Raw genomic sequence first — 20,319 nt, 5'->3', positions numbered from 1 at the left:
TTATATATAAAATAATTTATTTAAAATAAAATTTATAATTTTTTAATAATTTAAATTTAAAAATTCAATTATTATATTATGAAAAGAATTTTATTATACACAATATCACCTTATGCACTTACTTATATTATAATAAATAAATGTTAGATTTTTTTTTAAATACCATATTTGAAAATAATAAAAATAAAAATTTTTTTACTGATAAAAAAAAATCTGAAAAATTTGTAGAAAATTTATTTCATTTTTTATTTATTCCAGATAGATCTATTTTAAAAAATATTATTTTTTTAAAAAAAAATTATAAAAAATTACAAAATATTTTATATGAAATTTTTATTGAATTAAATATTGATTCAAAAAATTCTTATAATCTTTCTAAAGATTTTTTTTTAAAAATACCAAATATTTATCAAACATTAATCATAGATGCAAATGCAATATTAAAATCAGATCCTGCAGCAACAGTTATAGAAGAAATTTTTCTTTCTTATCCTGGATTTTTTGCTACTGCATTATATAGAATAGCTCATCAATTATGGATTCAAAAAATTCCAATAATTCCAAGATTAATTACAGAATATGCCCATAGCAAAACTGGAGTAGATATTCATGCATCTGCAGAAATAGGAAAAGCTTTTGCTATTGATCATGGAACAGGAATAGTTATAGGATCTAGTACAAAAATAGGTAATAAAGTTAAAATATATCAAGGTGTTACTTTAGGAGCTATTCATGTAGATAAAAAATTAATGAATAAAAAACGTCATCCGACTATAGAAGATCAGGTAACTATTTATGCAGGAGCAACAATTTTAGGAGGGAAAACTATAATAGGGCACGATAGTATTATTGGAGGAAATGTTTGGATTACTCAAAGTATTCCTCCTTTTTCTATTGTTTATAAAACAAATGAAGTAAAAATGAAAAATAATAGTCCGTTACCTGATCCTATTAATTTTATGATATAATAAAAATAAAAATGAGAATTGATAACATTTTAAAATCTATTGGAAATACTCCACATGTACGATTGAATAAATTATTTCCAAATCATCAAGTATGGATGAAATTGGAAAAAAATAATCCTGGAGGAAGTATAAAAGATAGAATAGCCCTATCGATGATAGTAGATGCAGAAAAAAAAGGTATTATTCATAAAGGAGATATTATTATAGAACCTACTTCTGGAAATACAGGAATAGGACTAGCTATGGTTTGTTCCGTAAAAGAATATCGTCTTATTTTAGTAATGCCAGAATCTATGAGTATAGAAAGAAAAAAATTATTTTCTATTTTTGGAGCGAAATTTATTCTTACTCCAAAAGATAAAGGAATGAAAGGAGCTATTAAAAAAGCAGAAGAATTAATTAAGACAATACCAAATTCTTGGATGCCTAAACAATTTGATAATATTTCTAATACTAATATTCATAAAAATACAACTGCAAAAGAAATAATTAATGCATTTCCTGAAGGAATAGATTATTTTATTACAGGAGTAGGAACTGGAGGACATATTACTGGAATAGGGGAAGTATTAAAAAATAAATTTCCAAATATAAAAATTTTTTCTGTTGAACCAGTTGAATCTCCAGTTATTTTTGGTGGTAAAGCAAATCCACACTCTTTACAAGGATTAGGTGCAGGTTTTATTCCATCTATTTTAAATGTCAATATATTAGATGGATCTTTTTTAGTATCTAAAGAAGAAGCATTTTATTATGTTAAAAAAACTGCAAGAAAGGAAGGAATTCTTGTAGGAATATCTACAGGAGCATCTTTATCTGCCATAGAAAAAAAATTATATAAATTTTCAGAAAAGTCTATAATATTAACATTTAATTATGATACTGGAGAAAGATATTTATCAGTTGATAATCTTTTTGTTTAAAAAAAAATAAAAAAATAAAATGTTATCTGAATTTCATAAAAAAATATTTTTAAAATTGATAAAAGAATCCTCTAAAAAAGAAATTGGTTGGATGTGTGGTTATATGTCTGGATTTTTATCTTCTTTAAATAATTATAAAAAATTAAAAAAAGAAGAAAAAAAAATAACGTTAGTTTATGGAACAGAGACAGGAAATGCAAAAAATTTAGCTTTCAATATTTATCAAAAAGCTAAAAATAAAGAATTATCAATGAAATTAATTGGATTAGATGAATATCGTTTATTAGATTTAGAAAAAGAAAATTATTTATTCATAATTATTAGTACTCATGGAGAAGGAGCCCCTCCTTCTTCCGCAAAATCTTTTTTTGATTTTATTCATCAAAATAAAAATCTTAAATTAAATAATTTAAAATACAGTGTATTAGCGTTAGGAGATCAATCTTATTCTTTTTTTTGTAAAGCAGGAGAAGATATAGATAAACGTCTTCATGATATAGGGGCATTAAGAATAATTCCATTATATAAATGCGATGTTGATTATGAATATAAAGCAGAAAAATGGTTTTTAGAGATATTAAATTTTTTTTTGAAAAAAAAAATACATAAAAAAAATAGAATTATATGTGGAAAAATTTTAAGTAATATAATTTTAAATGATAAAAAAATAGGATCTAATAAAGAAATTCATCATATTGAAATTTTAGTAAGAAAAAAAATAAAATATCTTCCAGGAGATTCTATAGGAATATTTTCTGAAAATTCTTCAAATGAAGTAGATCATTTAATTAAATATTTATTAAAAATTAGAAAAGATGAATTAAAAAAAGAAGAGGAAAAAAATAAAATATTTTATTTTTTTAAAAAAAAATTTAATATTCTTTTTTTATCCGAAAATTTTTTAAAAAAATATTCTTTTTTATCTGAAAAAAAAAATATTCCTTTTAAAAAATACAAACTTATTAATCTTTTAAAAGAATTTCCTATAAAAAAGAAATTTTTTTTAAAAGATTTGATAAAAATAATGGAACCTATTAAACCTAAATTATATTCTATTTCATCTTCTCCTAAAGCCCATCTTAATGAAATTCACATAACTGTATCTCGTCATCATTTTCAATTAAATGGGGAAATAATATATGGTCACTGTTCTGATTTTTTATCTAAATTACAAATAGGAGAAAAATTAACTTTTTTTATTTATAATAATAAATTATTTAAATTACCAAATTTAGATAAAAATATCATTCTTATTGGTCCTGGTACTGGAATTGCTCCTTTTCGTTCTTTTTTATATGAAAGAGAAATTATGGGGGCTACGGGTAAAAATTGGCTTTTTTTTGGAGATCAATATTTTTCTACAGATTTTTTATATCAAACAGAAATACAAAATTGGAAAAAAAAAGGGATTCTTCATCGTGTTAGTCTTTCTTTTTCAAGAGATCAAAATAATAAAATATATGTTCAAGATAAAATATGGGAAAATCGTATAGAATTTTTTTCATGGATAAAAAATGGAGCATATGTCTATATTTGTGGAAAAAAAAATCCAATGAGTATAGATGTTGAAAAAATGATCCATCGTGTAATACAAAAAATAGGAAAATCTAATTCAGAATTATTTATAAATAATATGATAAAAAATGGAAAATATATAAAAGATGTGTATTAATTTATAAATAAAAAATTTAAATATTTTTATTAAGTATAAAAAAATTTAATTTAAAATTAAATTATATTTAATTTTTTATTTAAAAAAATAATTTTTTCTACAATTTTTTTATCCATTTTATATTTTGATTCTTTAGTCCATCCAGCAATGTGTGGAGTAAATATTACTTTATTAGAATGAATAAGAGAATAAAAACTTTTAGGAAGTTTATTATTAGAAAGTTTATTATGATTAAAAATATTTTCATATTCTAATACATCTAAACAAGCTCCATATATTTTTCCATATTTTAATGCCTGAACTAAATGATTTGTTAGAACACACCCTCCACGAGAAGTATTTATAAAATAAAAAGGTTTACAAAATTTTTTTATAAAATTATAATTTATCATTCCTTTTGTTCTTTCTGTATAAGGAACATGTAAACTAATTATGTCTGATTTTTGAAAAATTGTATTCATATCTACTTGTTTTGCATAAAAATCTCCTTTTTTTGACAAAATATCATAACATAATATTCTAGAATCAAATCCTGAAAGTTTTTTAGCAAAAGCTTTTCCTGTATTACCATATCCAATAATTCCTATTGTTTTTCCCATAATTTCTATTCCTCTATTATTTTCTCTATTCCATTTTCCTTTTATCATTTCTTGATGAGAAAAAATGATATTGTTATGTAAACATAAAAGCATTCCTATCGCATGTTCTGCAACAGCATCTTTATTTCCTTCTGGAGAAGAAATTAAAGTAATTCCTTTTTTAAAGGCATAATTTTTATCAATGTTTTCTATTCCAGATCCAATACGAGCTATAAATTTTAAGTTATTAGCTTTTTGAATAAATTTTTTATCTATATTTAGATTACTTTTTAAAATAATTCCATCATATACAGATATATCAATTTTATCAATGTTAAAATCATCATAAATTTCATCACAAATAAATCCTTCTTTTTTTAATTTATATATAATAAAAGGATGATTTTTATCTAAAATTAATATTTTTTTAATCATTATTTATCGTAATCTTTATTATTTTTAGTATTTAAATTATCATTAATATCTATAATTTCTTTTAAATTTTTTTTTTCTTCTTTGTAATTTTTAATATTATTATCTTCATTAAGATGATTTTCCTCACATTTATCCCAATAAAATTGATAATTTTTTGGTTTATGAAATAATAATTTATTATGATTAATTATATTCATATTATTATATAAATCTTTCATATAATACCCCCATATAGGTAAAGCCATATTTGCTCCTTGTCCAAATTTTATATTTTCAAAATGAGAAAATCTATCTTCCCAACCTACCCAAACTCCAGTAGTTAAATTTGGAACAATACCTATAAACCATCCATCTGAATTTTCATTAGTAGTCCCTGTTTTACCAGCAATATCACCTATAATATTATATTTTTGTAATCTTTTAGCTGTTCCATATTTTACTGCTCCTTGCATTAATTCTAACATAATATATGCTACTTCTTCACTAAAAACTTTTCTTTTACTATGATCTATATGTTCTTGAACTAAATTTCCATTTTTATTTTCAATTTTTACTAAAATAGTGGGCTTCACATAACAACCATAATTAGTAAATGTATTGAAAGCTCCTGACATTTCATATAATGTTAAATCTGCAGAACCTAATGCTATAGATGGATGTTGAGGAATCATAGATTCTATTCCCATTCTTTTAGCTAAACTAATTACTGGACCTGGAGTAATTTTTGATATTAAACGAGCTGAAATAGTATTTACAGATAAAGCTAATCCATCTTTTAATGTAAGAAATCCTCCATATTTCCCATTAGAATTTCTAGGACTCCATTTTCCTAAATAAAATTTTTCATTAGAAATTTTTGTACAAGGATTATAATGCAATTCATTAATGGCTGCTGCATATAAAATAGGTTTAAATACAGAACCTACTTGACGTTGTGTCTGTGCGACATGATCATATTGAAAATAATTAAAATCTATTCCTCCTACCCATGCTTTTATAAATCCAGTAGATGGTTCTATAGATAATAATCCAGCTTGAATAATACTTTTTTGATAACGAATAAAATTCCATGGAGACATTAATATTTTTTTTGGACCATTCCAAGTAAATAACTTGATTAATTGTGGTTTTTTAAATTTTTCTATAATTTTTTTTTCTGTAAACCCTTTAAATTTTAAATCTTGATAAAGAGGAGTTCTATGCATAGCAGATATTAAAATTCTTTTAGTTTTTTCCTGAGAAATATTCAAGAATGGAGCATTTTTATTTTTTTTTTGAAAATGATTGAATAGAATTTGTAATTTACTAAGATGTTTTTTTACAGCTTTTTCTGCATAATTTTGCATTTTTGCATCAATTGATGTATATATTTTTAATCCACTAGAATAAAGATTCAGTTTTTGTCCTGTTTTTTTTTCGTATTGATTTAAAGCTTTTTGAATTTCTTTTTTTAAAAATGCACCATAATAAGTAAGTAATTCAAAATCCTTTTTTTGTATTTTAAAATTTATTATTATAGGTTTTTTTAATTCCTTTTTATATTGATATATATCTAAAAAATTATATTTTTTCATTTGAAACAAAACTAAATTTCTTTGTTTTTTTGCTCTATTAGGAAAATTTTTTGGATTATATAAAGAAGGGTTTTCCAACATTCCAACTAATATTGCACATTCTCCTAAATTTAATTCAGAAACTTTTTTATTAAAATAAGTATGAGCTGCAGTTTCAATTCCTTTTGCATTATATAAAAAATCAAATTTATTATAATACATAGTAATAATTTCTTCTTTTGTATAACGTTTTTCTAATTCAATAGCCATTACCCATTCTAAAAGTTTTTGATAAATTCTTTGTAATTTATTTTTCGCAGATGGTCCTGTAAAAAGAAGTTTTGCTAATTGTTGAGATATAGTACTTCCACCACCTTTTTTACCTAATGAAAATATTGCTCTAAGAAGAGATTTAGCGTCTATTCCAGAATGATATTTAAAACGAATATCTTCTTTTGCTATAAGAGCTTTAATAAGTTCTTTTGGTAGTTGTTGATAACTTATTAAAGTTCTATTTTCTGAAAAAAATCGACCCAATAAAATTCCATTAGAATCATATATTTTTGATCCTACTTCCATAGTAGGATTTTCCATATCCTTAGTATTAGGTAAAGTTCCTAAATAACCTTTAAAAGCTGCATAAAGAATTATAAAAATAGTGCTTATACCGATAAAAAATAAAAACCAAAAATAAAAAATAAGCATATGAAAATAAGAATTTTTTTCTTTATTTTTTTTATACACGAAAAAAAAATTATTAGTTATATAGAAAAATCTTTAAATGTAAATTCTATTTTTTGAATGGAACTATTGATTGTTGTTAATTCCTCTAAAGGAGGTGCTATTTTATTTTTTTTATTTTTTTCTAAAATTTCCTTAATTTTTTTTACTTCTATTCTAAACCAGTTATTTGGATTCTTAACATAAGAAAACCACATTTTCTGTTTAAAAACATCAATTTTCATACATTGAGCAATACCTTTTTTTGTATAAATTTTGCTATTAAAATCAGGAAAATTTTTTATAGTAGTTAAATAAGCATCTAATTCATAATTTAGACAACATTTTAATTTATTGCATTGTCCAGTTAATTTTTGAATATTTATGGAAAGTTGCTGATATCTTGCTGAATTAGTAGTAACAGTTTTAAAATTTTTTAACCAAGTAGAACAACAAAGTTCACGTCCACAAGAGCCTATTCCACCTATTTTTGCCGTTTCTTGTCTATATCCTATTTGACGCATTTCAATACGTGTATGAAAATGCGAAGCTAATTCTTTAATTAATTTTCTAAAATCAATTCTATTTTCAGCTGTATAATAAAAAATAGCTTTATCTCCATCTCCTTGATATTCTACATCACAAATTTTCATAAAAAGATTAAATTTTTTTGCAATTTTTTTAGCTTTTAAAAGAGTTGAAAATTCTTTTTTTTTTAAATTTTTCCAAATATTTATTTCTTTAAAAGTTGATTTTCTGTATAAATTTTTAATTTTATTAAAATTAATATTCTTATTTTTTATTTGTAATTTTACTAATTCTCCAGTTAAAATTACTATTCCTACATCATATCCTATATTAGATTTAGATTCTACAGTTACAATGTTACCTTTTTCAATAGGTATTTTTTCTTTATTTATAAAAAATTCCTTTCTATCATTTTTAAATTTAACTTCAATAAAATCATATTTATTACCTTCAAAAGGAGATTTAATGTTTGATAACCAATCGAATATATTAAATTTATAACATGATTTTTTTTGAATGATGTTTTTTCCTATGATATTTTCTTCTTTTATACATTTTTTTTTTTTAAAACAATTAGAACATGATTTGTTCATTATTTTATTATAAATTTTAAAACAAAAATAAAACTTTTATTCTGGTTCTTTTTTTTAAAAAAAATTATATTTATAAATTATAATGTATATTATTTTAATGAAAAAAAAAATAGCTATATTTCCTGGTTCTTTTGATCCCATCACTTTAGGACATTATGACATTATTATTCGATCTTTAAAGTTATTTGATAAAATTATCATAGCTATTGGTAATAATTTTAAAAAAAAAAATATGTTTTCTCTTAAAAAAAGAAAGGAATGGATACAAAAAACTTTTTTAGATTTATCTAAAAAAAATAAAGTAAAAGTAGATTCATTTCAAGGATTAACCATTTCTTTTTGCATAAAAAAAAAGTTAAATTTTTATTAAGAGGAATAAGAAATCAATTAGATTTAGAATTTGAAAAAAATATATTATTTATTAATAAAAAATTATATCAAACATATGTAATTGAAACTGTTTATCTTTTTTCTTCTTATGATAAATCTCACATTAGTTCTTGTATTGTGAGAGATATTATAAAAAATGGAGGAGATTATACAGTTTTTGTCCCTTCTACCGTTAGAATATAAATATTATTTTGTATTTTTTTCATAATTATTCCAATCAAGAATAATTTGTTTTTTTTCTATATTTATATCTATAAGTTTTATTTTTACTTTATCTCCTAAATGATAAATTTTTCTTTTTTTTTTACCAATTATACTACAATTATTTGAATTAAGAACATAACAATCATCTTTAATATCACGTAAACGTACCATACCTTCTATTTGAAATAATAACAATTCTATATAAATACTCCAATCAGTAAATCCCGTAATAATACCATAAAATTCTTTTCCTAAAAATTTTTTTATGTATTTTATTTGTATATATTTTAGGAATTCTCTTTCTGCATCTACAGTTAAACGTTCTTTATCACTACAATATTGAGATTGTTTTTCATAAAATTCTATTGTTTTTATTTTTTTATTCGCATTATTATTTAAATAATAGTGTAATAAACGATGAGCAATTATATCTGAATATCTTCTAATAGGAGAAGTAAAATGAGTATAATAAATAAAGGATAATCCATAATGTCCTATATTTTTTGTAGAATATTTAGCTTTATTCATCGAACGAAGAATTAAATTTTCTATCATATTTTGTTCAGGTTTACCTTTAATTTTTTTTAATAAATTATTAATAGAATTTTTTAAATTTTTTAAATCTAAAAAGTAACCTAAAGGTTCTATCACTTTTTTTAGAAAAAAAATTTTTTGAATATCTGGTTTATCATGTATTCTATATATATAGAATTTGTTAGAAGATTCTTTATTAAAATTTAAACTAACAAACTCTGAAATTTTTCTATTAGTTAATAACATTAATTCCTCTATTAATTGATGAGCATCATTATGTTTCTCTAAATATAGAGATATTGGATTTTTTCTTTCATCCAAATTAAATTTTACTTCAACTTTTTCTAGATAAATAGCTCCATTTTTTAGTCTTTTTTTGGTTAAAATTTTAGAAATTAAAAATAATGTAGAAATATCTTCGTAAAAATCTCCTTTTTTTTCATATATAATTTTTTGAACTTCATCATATGTAAATTTTCTATCAGATCGTATAATTGTTTTTCCAAACCAATTTTTTAATATTTTCCCTTTACTATCTATATTAAAAATATAAGAAAAACTTAATCTATCTTTTTTTGGTTGTAAAGAACAAAGATCATTAGATAATATTTTTGGAAGCATAGGAATTACTTTTCCTACAAAATAAATAGATGTAGCACGTGTATATGCTTCTTTGTCTAGTAAAGTTTCTTCATTGATATAATGTGAAACATCGGATATATGTATTCCTATTTCCCAAATATCAAAATTTAATTTTTTTATAGAAATAGCATCATCAAAATCTTTTGCATCAAAAGGATCTATGGTAAAAGTTCTAATATTTCGCATATCTCTTCTAAGGTGAGTATCTAAATTTTTTTTTAAAAATATTTGTTTTGCTTCATCTTCTATTTTTTTAGAAAATTTATATGGTATTTTATATTCTTCTAATAATGAAAAAATTTCAGTATTATATTCACCAGATGTTCCAAATATTTTGATAATTTTTCCAAAAGGATTTTGTAGTTTTTTAGGCCATGAAATTATTTGAACTAATACTTTATCATTATGATGATATTCTTTTAAATTTTTATTATTTATTGGAATAATAATATTTACATGAATTTTATTAACTATAACTGATGCATGTTTCAAATTAGATTGAATATTAAATTTTAATATTCCAATAAATTTTATATTTTTTCTTTTTATTATTTTTAGAACTTCTCCTGCCTTTTTTATTCCTTTTCTATTTTTTCTAAATCCAATTTGTACTAAGTCTCCTTCTAAAGCTCTATTTATTTTATTTTTTGGAATAAAAATATCTTTTTGAAATCCTTCAATATTTACAAAAGCATATCCATGAATAGTAATATTAATATGTCCAGTAGCAAAATTAGTATAATGTTTATTTTTTATTTTTTTTGATTTCATGATAAAAAACATGTCTATAAAAAGCTAAAAAATGTACAATCTACAAGATTTTATTTACAAAGAAATTCCTTGACATTTTTATTATGAAATTTAGGCATTGGATATTATTTATTATATTTGCAATGATCCGTTTTTTTATATTTATAAAAAAAAAAAAATAACTATAAGATGACAGGTAAACGTATATTATATGTTTCTTCAGACTTATTTCCTTTTTCTTCAGATAATTTAATATCATTATCAGTTTTAAAAGCGACTAAGTTTATGCAATCAATAGGAAACGATGTACGTATATTTATGCCTCGTTTTGGAGTAATAAATGAAAGAAGGCATCAATTACATGAAGTAATCCGTTTATCAGGCATAAATTTAGTTATAAATGATATAGATCAACCATTATTGATAAAAGTAGCATCTATTCCTGATGCTAGATTGCAAGTTTATTTTATAGATAATGAAGAATATTTTAAAAGAAAGGCCATAGATAAAGATGATAATGGAGTTTTTTTTCACGATAATGATGAAAGAGCTTTATTTTTTGCTAAAGGAGTATTAGAAACTGTAAAAAAATTAAATTGGAAACCAGATATTATCCATATATATGGATGGATTAGTTCTTTCATACCTTTGTATATAAAAAATTTTTATCAAAACGATCCTGTATATCATAATACAAAAATAATTGTATCTATTTATAATAATCCTTTTTTAGGTTTATTAAATAAAGATATTATAAAAAAAATAAAATCTGATGGAATTAAATATAATAAATTAAAATTATTAGAAAGTCCGAATTATTTTAATCTTATTAAATTAAGTATGTATTTTTCAGATGCTATAATAAAAGGAGACCTATCTTTTCCTAAGGAAATAGAAGACTATATAAAAGTCAATAAATTGTTAGTATTAAAATATTATCCTATAGAAAAAATAGAAACCGTTTTTCAACAATTTTATAAAAAAACTGTTTTAGAACAATATAAAAATTTCTAATTTTATCAGTCAATTAAAATGTGTGGTATAATTGGTTATCTAGGTTATAGAGAAGCTTATCCTATTCTTATTAATGGATTAAAAAAATTGGAATATAGAGGATATGATAGTTCTGGAATTGCTATTTTTTATGAGAATGAATGTAGTTTATATAAAACTAAAGGAAGAGTTAATGAATTAGAAAAAAAAATATCTTCTTATAAAATTAAAATAAAAGGAACAACTGGAATTGGTCATACTAGATGGGCAACTCATGGAATTCCAGATGATTTAAATGCTCATCCTCATGTTTCTAATTCTAATGAACTTATTATAATTCATAATGGAATTATAGAAAATTATTATGCAATTAAAATTATTTTGTTAAAAAATGGTTTTACTTTTAAAAGTAAAACTGATACAGAAGTACTTGTTAATTTTATTGAATATATAAAAAAAGAAAATAAGTTTTCCTTAGAAGAAGCAGTAAGAGTTTCTTTAAATGAAATAGTGGGGGCTTATTCAATAGCTATAGTAGAAAAAACACGTCCAGAAACAATTATTATTGCAAAATTAGGAAGTCCTCTTGCTTTGGGAATTAATAAAAAAGAATTTTTTATATCATCTGATCCTATCCCTTTTATAAATTATACAAATAATGCTCTTTATTTAAAAGATGGAGAAATGGCGATTCTTAGAAAAGGAGAAGAATTAGATCTTAGAAAAATTACAAATAATCATAAGTTAAGTCCAATTATAAAAAAACTTAAAATTAATTTAAAAAAAATTGAAAAGGGAAAATATAAATATTTTATGTTGAAAGAAATATATGAACAACCAAAAACAATTTTAGATACTTTACGTGGAAGATTATTGATTTCAAAAGGAATTATTTGTATTGATGGAATTGAGTTTAGTAAAGATATTTTTATTAATGCTAAATGTATAACTATTATAGCATGTGGAACTTCATGGCATGCTAGTTTAATTGGAGAATATTTATTAGAAGAATTTATTCGTATACCAGTAGAAGTGGAATATGCTTCTGAATTTAGATATAGACATCCTATTATTAAAAAAAAAGATGTTGTTATTGTGATTTCTCAATCAGGAGAAACTGCCGATACTTTAGCAGCCTTAAAATTGGCAAAAAAAAAAGGAGCTTTTGTTTTTGGTATTTGTAATGTAGTGGGGTCATCTATAGCACGAAATGTAGATGCAGGGGTTTATACACATGCAGGTCCTGAAATAGGAGTAGCTTCTACAAAAGCTTTTACTGCGCAAATAACAATTCTTATTTTATTAGCTTTAAAAATAGGAAAACATAAATCTACTATTAATGATAGTCGTTATTCTTCTTTATGTAAAGAACTTGGTACAATTCCAGAAAAAATAAATTATATATTAAAAATATATGATTATATAAAAAAAATATCTAAAATATATTATAATTTTAATAATTTTATTTATTTAGGTAGGGGAATTAATTTTCCAGTTGCTTTAGAAGGAGCTTTAAAATTGAAAGAAATATCCTATATTCATGCAGAAGGTTATCCAGCAGCTGAAATGAAGCATGGACCTATAGCGTTAATTGATGAAAATATACCAGTAGTTATTATTGCAACAAAAAAAGGATGTTATGATAAAATAATAGGTAATATTCAAGAAATTAAAGCTAGAAAAGGAAAAATAATAGCTATAGTAAATGAAGGAGATATTCAAGTTAGTATGATGGCTGATCACGTAATAAAAATTCCAGATATTTCTGAAGAACTAAGTCCATTAGTAACTGTTATTCCTCTTCAATTATTAGCTTATCAAATAGCTTGCATACGTGGGAAAAATGTTGATCAACCAAGAAATTTGGCAAAATCGGTTACAGTAGAATAAATATAATTATTTTAAAATTGGAATATCATATTCTTTATTTTCTAAAAAAAATAAAATTTTTTTAAATAAAATAAATTCTTTTTGTTCATATATTTTATTTTTATTTTCATCATTGAAAGAAAATAATAAATATTTTCCTTTTTTAATGTATGGAATTTGATATTCATTAATTTTATAATTTATTGAAGCAATGTAATCTGGTTTTTTTTTCAATATAGAAAAATCAAATTTTTTATGATTAATTTTATATAATACTATTATGATATTTTTTTTAAAATTAGAAATTTTTCCTTTAATATGAACTGAATCTATGAATTTTCCAGTTGAAAATACATATTTAAAAAAAGGAAGAATATTTTCTTCTTTATAATCTTTTATACAGTTTTTGAAAAAAAAACTATAAGTAGTATTTGTTTTTAAATTTTTTTTTATTTGAATACTGATATATTTTTTAGATAAATTTATAGGATTTATAATAAAATATTTTTTCATATCAAAAGGATTTATTATTAAACAATGATGAATATCATTTAAAATAATATTTTCATTAAAAAAAATTTTAATTTCTTTTAAATTTGTTTTAACATAAGTAGAATAATTATTAGGGATAGAATGTAAAAAATGTGGAGGAGATATATCTATTTCTCCCCCAGTAAGAGGTTTATAGTTAGCACAAGAAGAAATTAAAAAGAAAAAAAAAAAATAAAAAATAAAATTCAATATTTTACTGTATTTAGTTTTTTAATATATTTTTCTAAAGCCATAGCCATAGATGGAAATTCTGGAGTAGGGACTTTAATATCTATTTTTAATCCAGCTTGATAAGCTGCATTTAAAGTATTTTTTCCAAAAGTAGCAATTTTTATACCATTTTGATTAAATTTAGGAAAATTTTTAAATAAAGATTTAATTTCTGTTGGACTAAAAAAAACTAAAATATCATAATATATATGTTTTAAATCAGATAAATCACTATAAGTAGTTTTATATAAAATAGCTTTTTTCCAAAAAATTTTTAATTTATTTAACATATTTGGAATTTCTGGTTTTAAAATATCTGAAGAAGGTAAAATAAATTTTTCTTTTGGATATTTTTTAATATAAGGTATTATATCTATAAATGATTTATTCCCAATATGAATTTTCCTTTTTCTATAAATAATATATTTTTGTAAATAGTAAGCTATAGTTTTTGTTTGACATATATATTTCATAGAAATAGGAACTTTAAAACGCATAGATTCCGCTAATCTAAAATAATGATCTACGGATTTTTTACTTATAAAAAGAACTATATTAAAATCAGAAAAATTAATTTTTTGTTTTCGTACATCACTGGATGATGCTCCTTTTATTTCTATAAAAGATCTAAAATCTATTTTAACATTTTTATTTTTACTAAGCTCTAAATATGGAGTATCAGAACCAATAGATTGTGAAATAAGAATATTATTTATCTTCATTTTTCACAAATAAAATTTTTTTTTACAAATGTAAAAAGAAAATTTATAATAAAAAATATATACTAAAAAAAAGGCACAGAGCGGAATCGAACCGCTATAAAAGGTTTTGCAGACCTCTGCCTTTCCATTCGACCACAGTGCCAAAAAATTTTCTAATTATTTAAAATAACACAAACTCTATCTATAGATCCTTGTAATGGAGGATTTTCCTTACAAATTTTTATTTTTATATGTTTTATTAAATATTTTTTATATTCTTTTATTTTTTTAATAATTCTTTGTGCTAAATGTTCAATTAATTTAGAATTAGTATTCATTTCCTTTTTTATAATATGATATAAATGGACATAGTCAATGGTTTTAGATAAATCATCATTAATAGATGCTTGATAAAAATCAAATTCTATTTCTAGATTAATTGTATAATGTGAACCTACACGTTTTTCTTCTGGCATACAACCATGAAATCCAAATAATTTTATATTTTCTAGGATTATTTTTCCCATGAAAATTTATTATATAATTTTTTTATAATTTTCTTCTATTTTTTTCCAATTAATAATATTCCAAAAAGATGATATATAATCTAAACGACGATTTTGATATTGAATATAGTAAGCATGTTCCCAAATATCTAATCCTAATATAGGTATTCCTTCACAACCTATACCATACATTAAAGGATTATCTTGATTTTTTGTAGAACAAATTATTAATTTATTTTTTTTTATACATAACCAAGTCCATCCAGAACCAAAACAATTAGCAGCAACAGTTGAAAATTTTTCTTTAAAAAAGTCAAAAGATTTAAAATTTTTTTTAAAAATTTCATGTAAATATAAACTGGGTTCAATATATTGTGAATGAGGAATTAATATTTCCCAAAATAGATTATGATTATAAAATCCACCACTATTATTACGTATCATGGGAGTAGCCATATGAGCTCTTTTAAGAATATCTTCTATAGATAAATTTTTCATATCTGTTTCTAAAACAGCTTTATTTAAGTTACTTGTATAAGTAGCATGGTGTTTATTATAATGAATATCCATAGTTTTTCTATCTATATAAGGTTCAAAATCCTTATATGAATATGATAATTTTGGAAGTTTAAATGACATAGTTTTTTCTATTAAAAACACAAATATAATTAAAAACTTGCTTATTTATGTATAATAGCTTTTATTCCAGGAAGCATTTTATTTTTTAAACTTTCTAACATAGCTCCTCCTCCAGTAGATAAATAACTTATTTTTTTTTCACATCCTTCCATTTTTAATGAGGCAATGGAATCACCTCCTCCTACTAAAGAAAATGCTCCTTTTTTAGTTGCATTTGTAATAGCTTTTGCTATAGATCTAGTTCCTAAAGAAAAATTATGAAATTCAAAAACGCCCATAGGACCATTCCAAAAAATAGTTTTAGATTTTTCTATAATATTACAAAAATATTTTATAGAATTAGGCCCTAAATCTAGTCCCATCCAACCATATGGAATAGAATTTATAGGTACAATTTTAGTATTTGCGGTATTTTTGAATGAATCCGCTACAATAACGTCTTTTGGAAAAAATAATGTACCATTTTTTTTATGGTACTTATCAAGTATTTTTATTATCGTTTTTTCAATTTTTTTATTTTTTTCAAAAATAGAATTTCCTATTTTCCCTCCATTTATTTTAATAAATGGATAAGCCATACCACCTCCTATTAATATATAATTTGCAAATTTGATAAAGTTTTCTATAATTTTTATTTTAGAAGATACTTTTGCTCCTCCTAATAAGATTGTAATAGGTTTTTTTACTTTTCCTGATAAAAATTTATTTAAAAATTGAATTTCTTTTTCCATAAGAAATCCTATACATTTTTTTTTAAAAAATTTTGGAAGAATAGTAATGGAACTATGAAAACGATGAGAAACACTAAAAGCATCGTTTACATAAATATTTCCTAATTTTGATAAATTAAAAGCAAAATTTTCATTTTCTTCTTCTTCTTCTTTATGAAAACGAAGATTTTCTAATAATAAAATTTCTCCATTTTTTAAGTTACTAACTTTTTTTTCTACAGATTCTCCTATACAATTTTCACAAAAATTTACAGATAATTTAAATTTTTTATATAAAAAAGGAATTAGAAATTTTAAAGAAAGAATTTTGGAAGGTATTCCTTTTGGTCTTCCAAAATGAGAAAGTAAAACTATTTTTCCTTTTTCAGAAATAATTTTTTGAATAGTAGGAATACTATATGAAATACGAGTATCGTCCGTTATTTGATACGCATTATTTATAGGGACATTAAAATCAACTCTTATTAGTGCTGTTTTATTTTTAAAATTAAAATCATTAATAGTTTTTATATTCTTCATTTTTTTTTAAAAAAAGTAAAATTTATAATTACAAAATTAATATTTAAAAATAATTTTTTAATGTATATTTATTTTTGTTTTTTATACAAAAAACTTTATGCTAATAGCAATAGGTTCTGATCATACAGGAGTGTATTATAAACATTTAATAAATAATTTTTTAATAAAAAAAGGTTATAAAATAAAAGATTTTGGATTTTCTAAATATGGAAAAATAGTAGATTATACAGATTTTATTCATCCTACTGCTGAATTTGTAGCAAAAGGAAAAGCTAATTTTGGAATTGTAATATGTGGTAGTGGAAATGGAGCAGCTATAACTGCTAATAAGTATAAAGAAATTCGTGCTGCATTAGTATGGGAAAAAAAAATAGCTTTTTTAGCAAGAAAACATAATAATGCTAATATTATTAGTTTACCAGCACGTTTTTTAGATAAAAATAAAATTTTAGAAATTATAGAAATTTTTTTTAAAACGGATTTTGAAGGAGGAAGACATCAAATTAGAATAGAAAAAATTCCCATAAATTAATTTTATCCTCAGTAGCTCAGTTGGTTAGAGCACCTGACTGTTAATCAGGGTGTCGTTGGTTCGAATCCAACCTGAGGAGTTTTATCCTTATAATGTTTTAATTTTCTAAAATCATATTATATTATAGTTTAATTTAACATTTATTTAGTATAAATAAAATTAGAAACTAATTGAATCATCTTTTTTTTTGTTTCAAATAAATTAATATTTAAAATAATAAAATCAAATAATTTAGCGTATTTATTTTCTTCTTTCACTTTTTTTAAACGCATATTAATTTGATTTTTATGAAAAAAATTTTCAGAATTTCTTATAATAAGTCTTTTTTTTAAAACATTTATAGAGTTAACCATTATAAATATGGATAAAGAATTATTAGGATATTGTTTTTTTAAATTTAATCCTCCTTTTACATCTACATCAAATAAAACATGTTGATTAGATTCCCATATTTTTTCAATCTCTTTTTTTAGAGTTCCATAAAATAATTTAGGATAAACTTCTTCCCATTCTACAAATTGATGTTTTTTTATTTTATAAATAAAATCATTCATAGAAATAAAATAATAATCTTTTCCATGTTTTTCGTTATTTCGAATGTTCCGTGTAGTACACGATATAGAAAATTTTAATTTTTTAAATTTTGAAAGTATATAATGTGAAATAGTAGTTTTTCCAGATCCAGATGGACCTGATAAAATGATCATTTTTCCTTTTTTCATTATTTTATTAATTAATTTCCTAACTTTGTTTTTATCAATTATGATGGAAAATTAGATTTTTATAAAAATTTATATGATGAAATTAGGTATAGTAGGTGTAACAGGTATGGTAGGACGTGTAATGATCGATGTTTTAGAAAAAAAAAATTTTCCATTAAAAAAATTGTATCTTTCTGCTTCTGAAGCATCTATTGGAAAAAAAATTTTTTTTAAAAAAAAAATATATAAAGTTATTAGTGTTCATGATTTACTTTTAAAAAAACCCGATATTGTTTTATTTTCTGCAGGATCAAATGTATCAAAAAAATGGGCTACAAAGTTTGCAGAAATAGGATCTACTGTAATAGATAATTCTTCTGCATGGAGAATGGATCCTAATAAAAAATTAATTATTCCTGAAATTAATGCTTCTCTTCTAAAAAAAGAGGATAAAATTATAGCCAATCCTAATTGTTCTACAATACAATTAGTAATGGTTTTATTTCCATTACATGTAGAATACCATATTAATAGAGTAATTATATCTACTTATCAATCAGTAACAGGAACTGGAAAAAAAGCTGTAGATCAATTAAATCAAGAAAAAGAAAAAAAAATTTCTGATAAAAAAATATATCCACATCCTATTTATCAAAATGTTTTACCTCATTGTGATCTTTTTATGGAAAATGGTTATACAATAGAGGAAATGAAATTAATTAGGGAAACAAAAAAAATAATAAATAATAAAAATATATCTATTACTGCTACAGCAGTTCGTGTTCCTGTTATAGGAGGACATTCAGAAAGTGTAAATATAACATTTAAAAAAAAACCTAATATTAATCATATACATAAAATATTATTGAAAATAAAAGGAATAGTGATTCAAGATATACCAAAAAAAAATATTTATCCAATGCCATTATATGCACATGGAAAAGATGAAGTTTTTGTTGGTAGAATACGAAAAGATTTTTCCTTTTTAAATTCTATTAATATTTGGATTGTAGCTGACAATCTTCGTAAAGGAGCAGCAACAAATGCTATTCAAATTGCAGAATATTTAATAAATAAAAAATTAAATTAATTTAATTTTTTATTTTAAGAATAATACTTATCAATAATAATGGTGTATTCTCCCAATATTTTTTTTACGTTTTTATAAAAAAAAATTATTTCTTCTATATTCCCTCTTGAAATAAATTGAAAAATTTTTGATATTTCTTTACATATAACAATATTTCTTTTTAATCCAAAAAAATATTTTATATCATTTAATGTTCGCAATAATCTATGAGGAGATTCGTATAAAACAATAGTTCTACTTTCTTTAGATAATTTTTTTAATTTAATTTTTCTTTTTTTTTTAGGTAAAAATCCAATAAAAGTAAACTCATGAATAGATAATCCTGAAATAACTAATGCTGGAATTATAGCGGTCGGTCCAGGTAAACATTCTATAGTAATTGAAGATTGAATACAATATTTAATTAATAAAAATCCTGGATCTGAGATACTTGGGGTACCAGCATTAGATATTAATGCTAATTTTTTTCCTTTTTTAATTTCATTTATTAGATTACAACATATTTTATGTTCATTATAAATATGATATTTTTTTATTTTATTTTTAATATTATAAAAATCTAATAGTTTTTTAGAAACTTTATAACTTTCTACTAAAATTAAATCTACTTCTTTTAATATTCTTACTCCTCTAAAAGTAAAATCTTCTAAATTTCCTATAGGAGTAGGTACTATATATAACATATTTAAATTTAAAAATATTAGATAATTTTTTTTTAAAAAAAAATATAAAAAAAAGAGATTATAAATCTATTTATTATAAAATAAAAAAACTATAACTTTTATA

The 20,319-nt window shown here is 22.0% G+C and carries 18 protein-coding genes, 2 tRNA genes and 1 pseudogene; 9 read left to right on the top strand and 12 right to left on the bottom strand.

The window, feature by feature from the left end; all coding sequences use genetic code 11:
• Positions 1-140: 140 nt before the first annotated feature.
• The 3 genes from H0H59_RS01800 to H0H59_RS01790 are packed head-to-tail and all read left to right on the top strand — an operon-like array spanning position 141 to position 3,563.
• The gene (locus H0H59_RS01800) at positions 141-968 is read left to right on the top strand and encodes a serine O-acetyltransferase (protein ID WP_185861931.1); all 828 of its coding nucleotides are present in this window, start codon (positions 141-143) and stop codon (positions 966-968) included.
• 11 nt (positions 969-979) lie between these two features.
• Positions 980-1,891, top strand: a complete 912-nt coding sequence (gene cysK / locus H0H59_RS01795; RefSeq protein ID WP_185861930.1) for a cysteine synthase A — start codon at positions 980-982, stop codon at positions 1,889-1,891.
• Positions 1,892-1,910: 19 nt separating this feature from the next.
• Positions 1,911-3,563, top strand: a complete 1,653-nt coding sequence (locus H0H59_RS01790) for a diflavin oxidoreductase (protein ID WP_185861929.1) — start codon at positions 1,911-1,913, stop codon at positions 3,561-3,563.
• A 56-nt stretch (positions 3,564-3,619) separates the two neighbouring features.
• On the opposite strand, the gene H0H59_RS01785 is transcribed toward H0H59_RS01790, so the two are convergent.
• The 3 genes from H0H59_RS01785 to H0H59_RS01775 are packed head-to-tail and all read right to left on the bottom strand — an operon-like array spanning position 3,620 to position 7,970.
• The gene (locus H0H59_RS01785; RefSeq protein ID WP_185861928.1) at positions 3,620-4,576 is read right to left on the bottom strand and encodes an NAD(P)-dependent oxidoreductase; all 957 of its coding nucleotides are present in this window, start codon (positions 4,574-4,576) and stop codon (positions 3,620-3,622) included.
• Positions 4,576-6,834: a transglycosylase domain-containing protein gene (locus tag H0H59_RS01780; RefSeq protein ID WP_238785009.1), complete on the bottom strand. Its 2,259-nt coding sequence runs from the start codon at positions 6,832-6,834 to the stop codon at positions 4,576-4,578. The genes H0H59_RS01785 and H0H59_RS01780 overlap by 1 nt, the downstream gene beginning before the upstream one ends.
• A 56-nt stretch (positions 6,835-6,890) precedes the next feature.
• Complete coding sequence (locus H0H59_RS01775) at positions 6,891-7,970, bottom strand: PSP1 domain-containing protein (RefSeq protein WP_185861926.1); 1,080 nt, start codon at positions 7,968-7,970, stop codon at positions 6,891-6,893.
• A 97-nt stretch (positions 7,971-8,067) separates the two neighbouring features.
• Between H0H59_RS01775 and coaD the strand changes: the two are divergent.
• Positions 8,068-8,543: pseudogene (gene coaD / locus H0H59_RS01770) on the top strand (pantetheine-phosphate adenylyltransferase).
• Between the two features lie 3 nt (positions 8,544-8,546).
• Here the strand turns inward: coaD and rnr are convergent.
• Complete coding sequence (gene rnr, locus H0H59_RS01765; protein ID WP_238785008.1) at positions 8,547-10,511, bottom strand: ribonuclease R; 1,965 nt, start codon at positions 10,509-10,511, stop codon at positions 8,547-8,549.
• A gap of 168 nt (positions 10,512-10,679) precedes the next feature.
• Between rnr and H0H59_RS01760 the strand changes: the two genes are divergently transcribed.
• Both H0H59_RS01760 and glmS read left to right on the top strand, forming a co-directional pair.
• Positions 10,680-11,504, top strand: coding sequence for a glycogen/starch synthase (locus H0H59_RS01760; protein ID WP_185861924.1), 825 nt, complete (start codon positions 10,680-10,682; stop codon positions 11,502-11,504).
• 18 nt (positions 11,505-11,522) lie between these two features.
• Positions 11,523-13,373: a glutamine--fructose-6-phosphate transaminase (isomerizing) gene (gene glmS, locus H0H59_RS01755; protein WP_185861923.1), complete on the top strand. Its 1,851-nt coding sequence runs from the start codon at positions 11,523-11,525 to the stop codon at positions 13,371-13,373.
• Between the two features lie 6 nt (positions 13,374-13,379).
• Here glmS and H0H59_RS01750 read toward each other — a convergent pair whose 3' ends face one another.
• From H0H59_RS01750 to H0H59_RS01725, 6 genes are all read right to left on the bottom strand, one after another.
• Positions 13,380-14,093: an Ig-like domain-containing protein gene (locus tag H0H59_RS01750; protein ID WP_185861922.1), complete on the bottom strand. Its 714-nt coding sequence runs from the start codon at positions 14,091-14,093 to the stop codon at positions 13,380-13,382.
• Positions 14,090-14,836, bottom strand: a complete 747-nt coding sequence (locus tag H0H59_RS01745; protein WP_185861921.1) for a uroporphyrinogen-III synthase — start codon at positions 14,834-14,836, stop codon at positions 14,090-14,092. The genes H0H59_RS01750 and H0H59_RS01745 overlap by 4 nt, the downstream gene beginning before the upstream one ends.
• A gap of 71 nt (positions 14,837-14,907) precedes the next feature.
• A tRNA-Cys gene (locus tag H0H59_RS01740) sits at positions 14,908-14,978 on the bottom strand.
• A 10-nt stretch (positions 14,979-14,988) separates the two neighbouring features.
• Entirely contained in the window at positions 14,989-15,342 is a 354-nt protein-coding gene (folB, locus tag H0H59_RS01735) for a dihydroneopterin aldolase (protein ID WP_185861920.1), read from the bottom strand.
• Between the two features lie 9 nt (positions 15,343-15,351).
• On the bottom strand, positions 15,352-15,960 hold the full coding sequence (locus H0H59_RS01730) for a superoxide dismutase (RefSeq protein WP_185861919.1): 609 nt from the start codon (positions 15,958-15,960) through the stop codon (positions 15,352-15,354).
• Between the two features lie 41 nt (positions 15,961-16,001).
• The gene (locus H0H59_RS01725; protein ID WP_185861918.1) at positions 16,002-17,210 is read right to left on the bottom strand and encodes a phosphoglycerate kinase; all 1,209 of its coding nucleotides are present in this window, start codon (positions 17,208-17,210) and stop codon (positions 16,002-16,004) included.
• A gap of 97 nt (positions 17,211-17,307) precedes the next feature.
• Between H0H59_RS01725 and H0H59_RS01720 the strand changes: the two genes are divergently transcribed.
• Together H0H59_RS01720 and H0H59_RS01715 are read left to right on the top strand one after the other, a co-directional pair.
• Entirely contained in the window at positions 17,308-17,742 is a 435-nt protein-coding gene (locus H0H59_RS01720) for an RpiB/LacA/LacB family sugar-phosphate isomerase (protein ID WP_185861917.1), read from the top strand.
• A gap of 5 nt (positions 17,743-17,747) precedes the next feature.
• Positions 17,748-17,821 (top strand) — tRNA-Asn (locus H0H59_RS01715).
• Positions 17,822-17,882: 61 nt separating this feature from the next.
• Here H0H59_RS01715 and gmk read toward each other — a convergent pair.
• Positions 17,883-18,464: a guanylate kinase gene (gene gmk / locus H0H59_RS01710; RefSeq protein ID WP_238785007.1), complete on the bottom strand. Its 582-nt coding sequence runs from the start codon at positions 18,462-18,464 to the stop codon at positions 17,883-17,885.
• A gap of 76 nt (positions 18,465-18,540) precedes the next feature.
• Here gmk and H0H59_RS01705 point away from each other — a divergent pair, with 76 nt between their 5' ends.
• Positions 18,541-19,533 carry an aspartate-semialdehyde dehydrogenase gene (locus H0H59_RS01705; RefSeq protein ID WP_185862420.1) on the top strand — a complete coding sequence of 331 codons (993 nt, stop codon included), beginning with the start codon at positions 18,541-18,543 and terminating at the stop codon, positions 19,531-19,533.
• 14 nt (positions 19,534-19,547) lie between these two features.
• Here H0H59_RS01705 and rsmI read toward each other — a convergent pair whose 3' ends face one another.
• Positions 19,548-20,216, bottom strand: a complete 669-nt coding sequence (rsmI, locus tag H0H59_RS01700) for a 16S rRNA (cytidine(1402)-2'-O)-methyltransferase (RefSeq protein ID WP_185861916.1) — start codon at positions 20,214-20,216, stop codon at positions 19,548-19,550.
• Positions 20,217-20,319: the final 103 nt, after the last annotated feature.

This window comes from Blattabacterium cuenoti (assembly GCF_014251715.1).
In the GTDB taxonomy this organism is placed as follows: domain Bacteria; phylum Bacteroidota; class Bacteroidia; order Flavobacteriales; family Blattabacteriaceae; genus Blattabacterium; species Blattabacterium cuenoti_M.
Note: the sequence above shows the minus strand (reverse complement) of the source record. Positions and strands in the feature narration are given on the sequence as shown.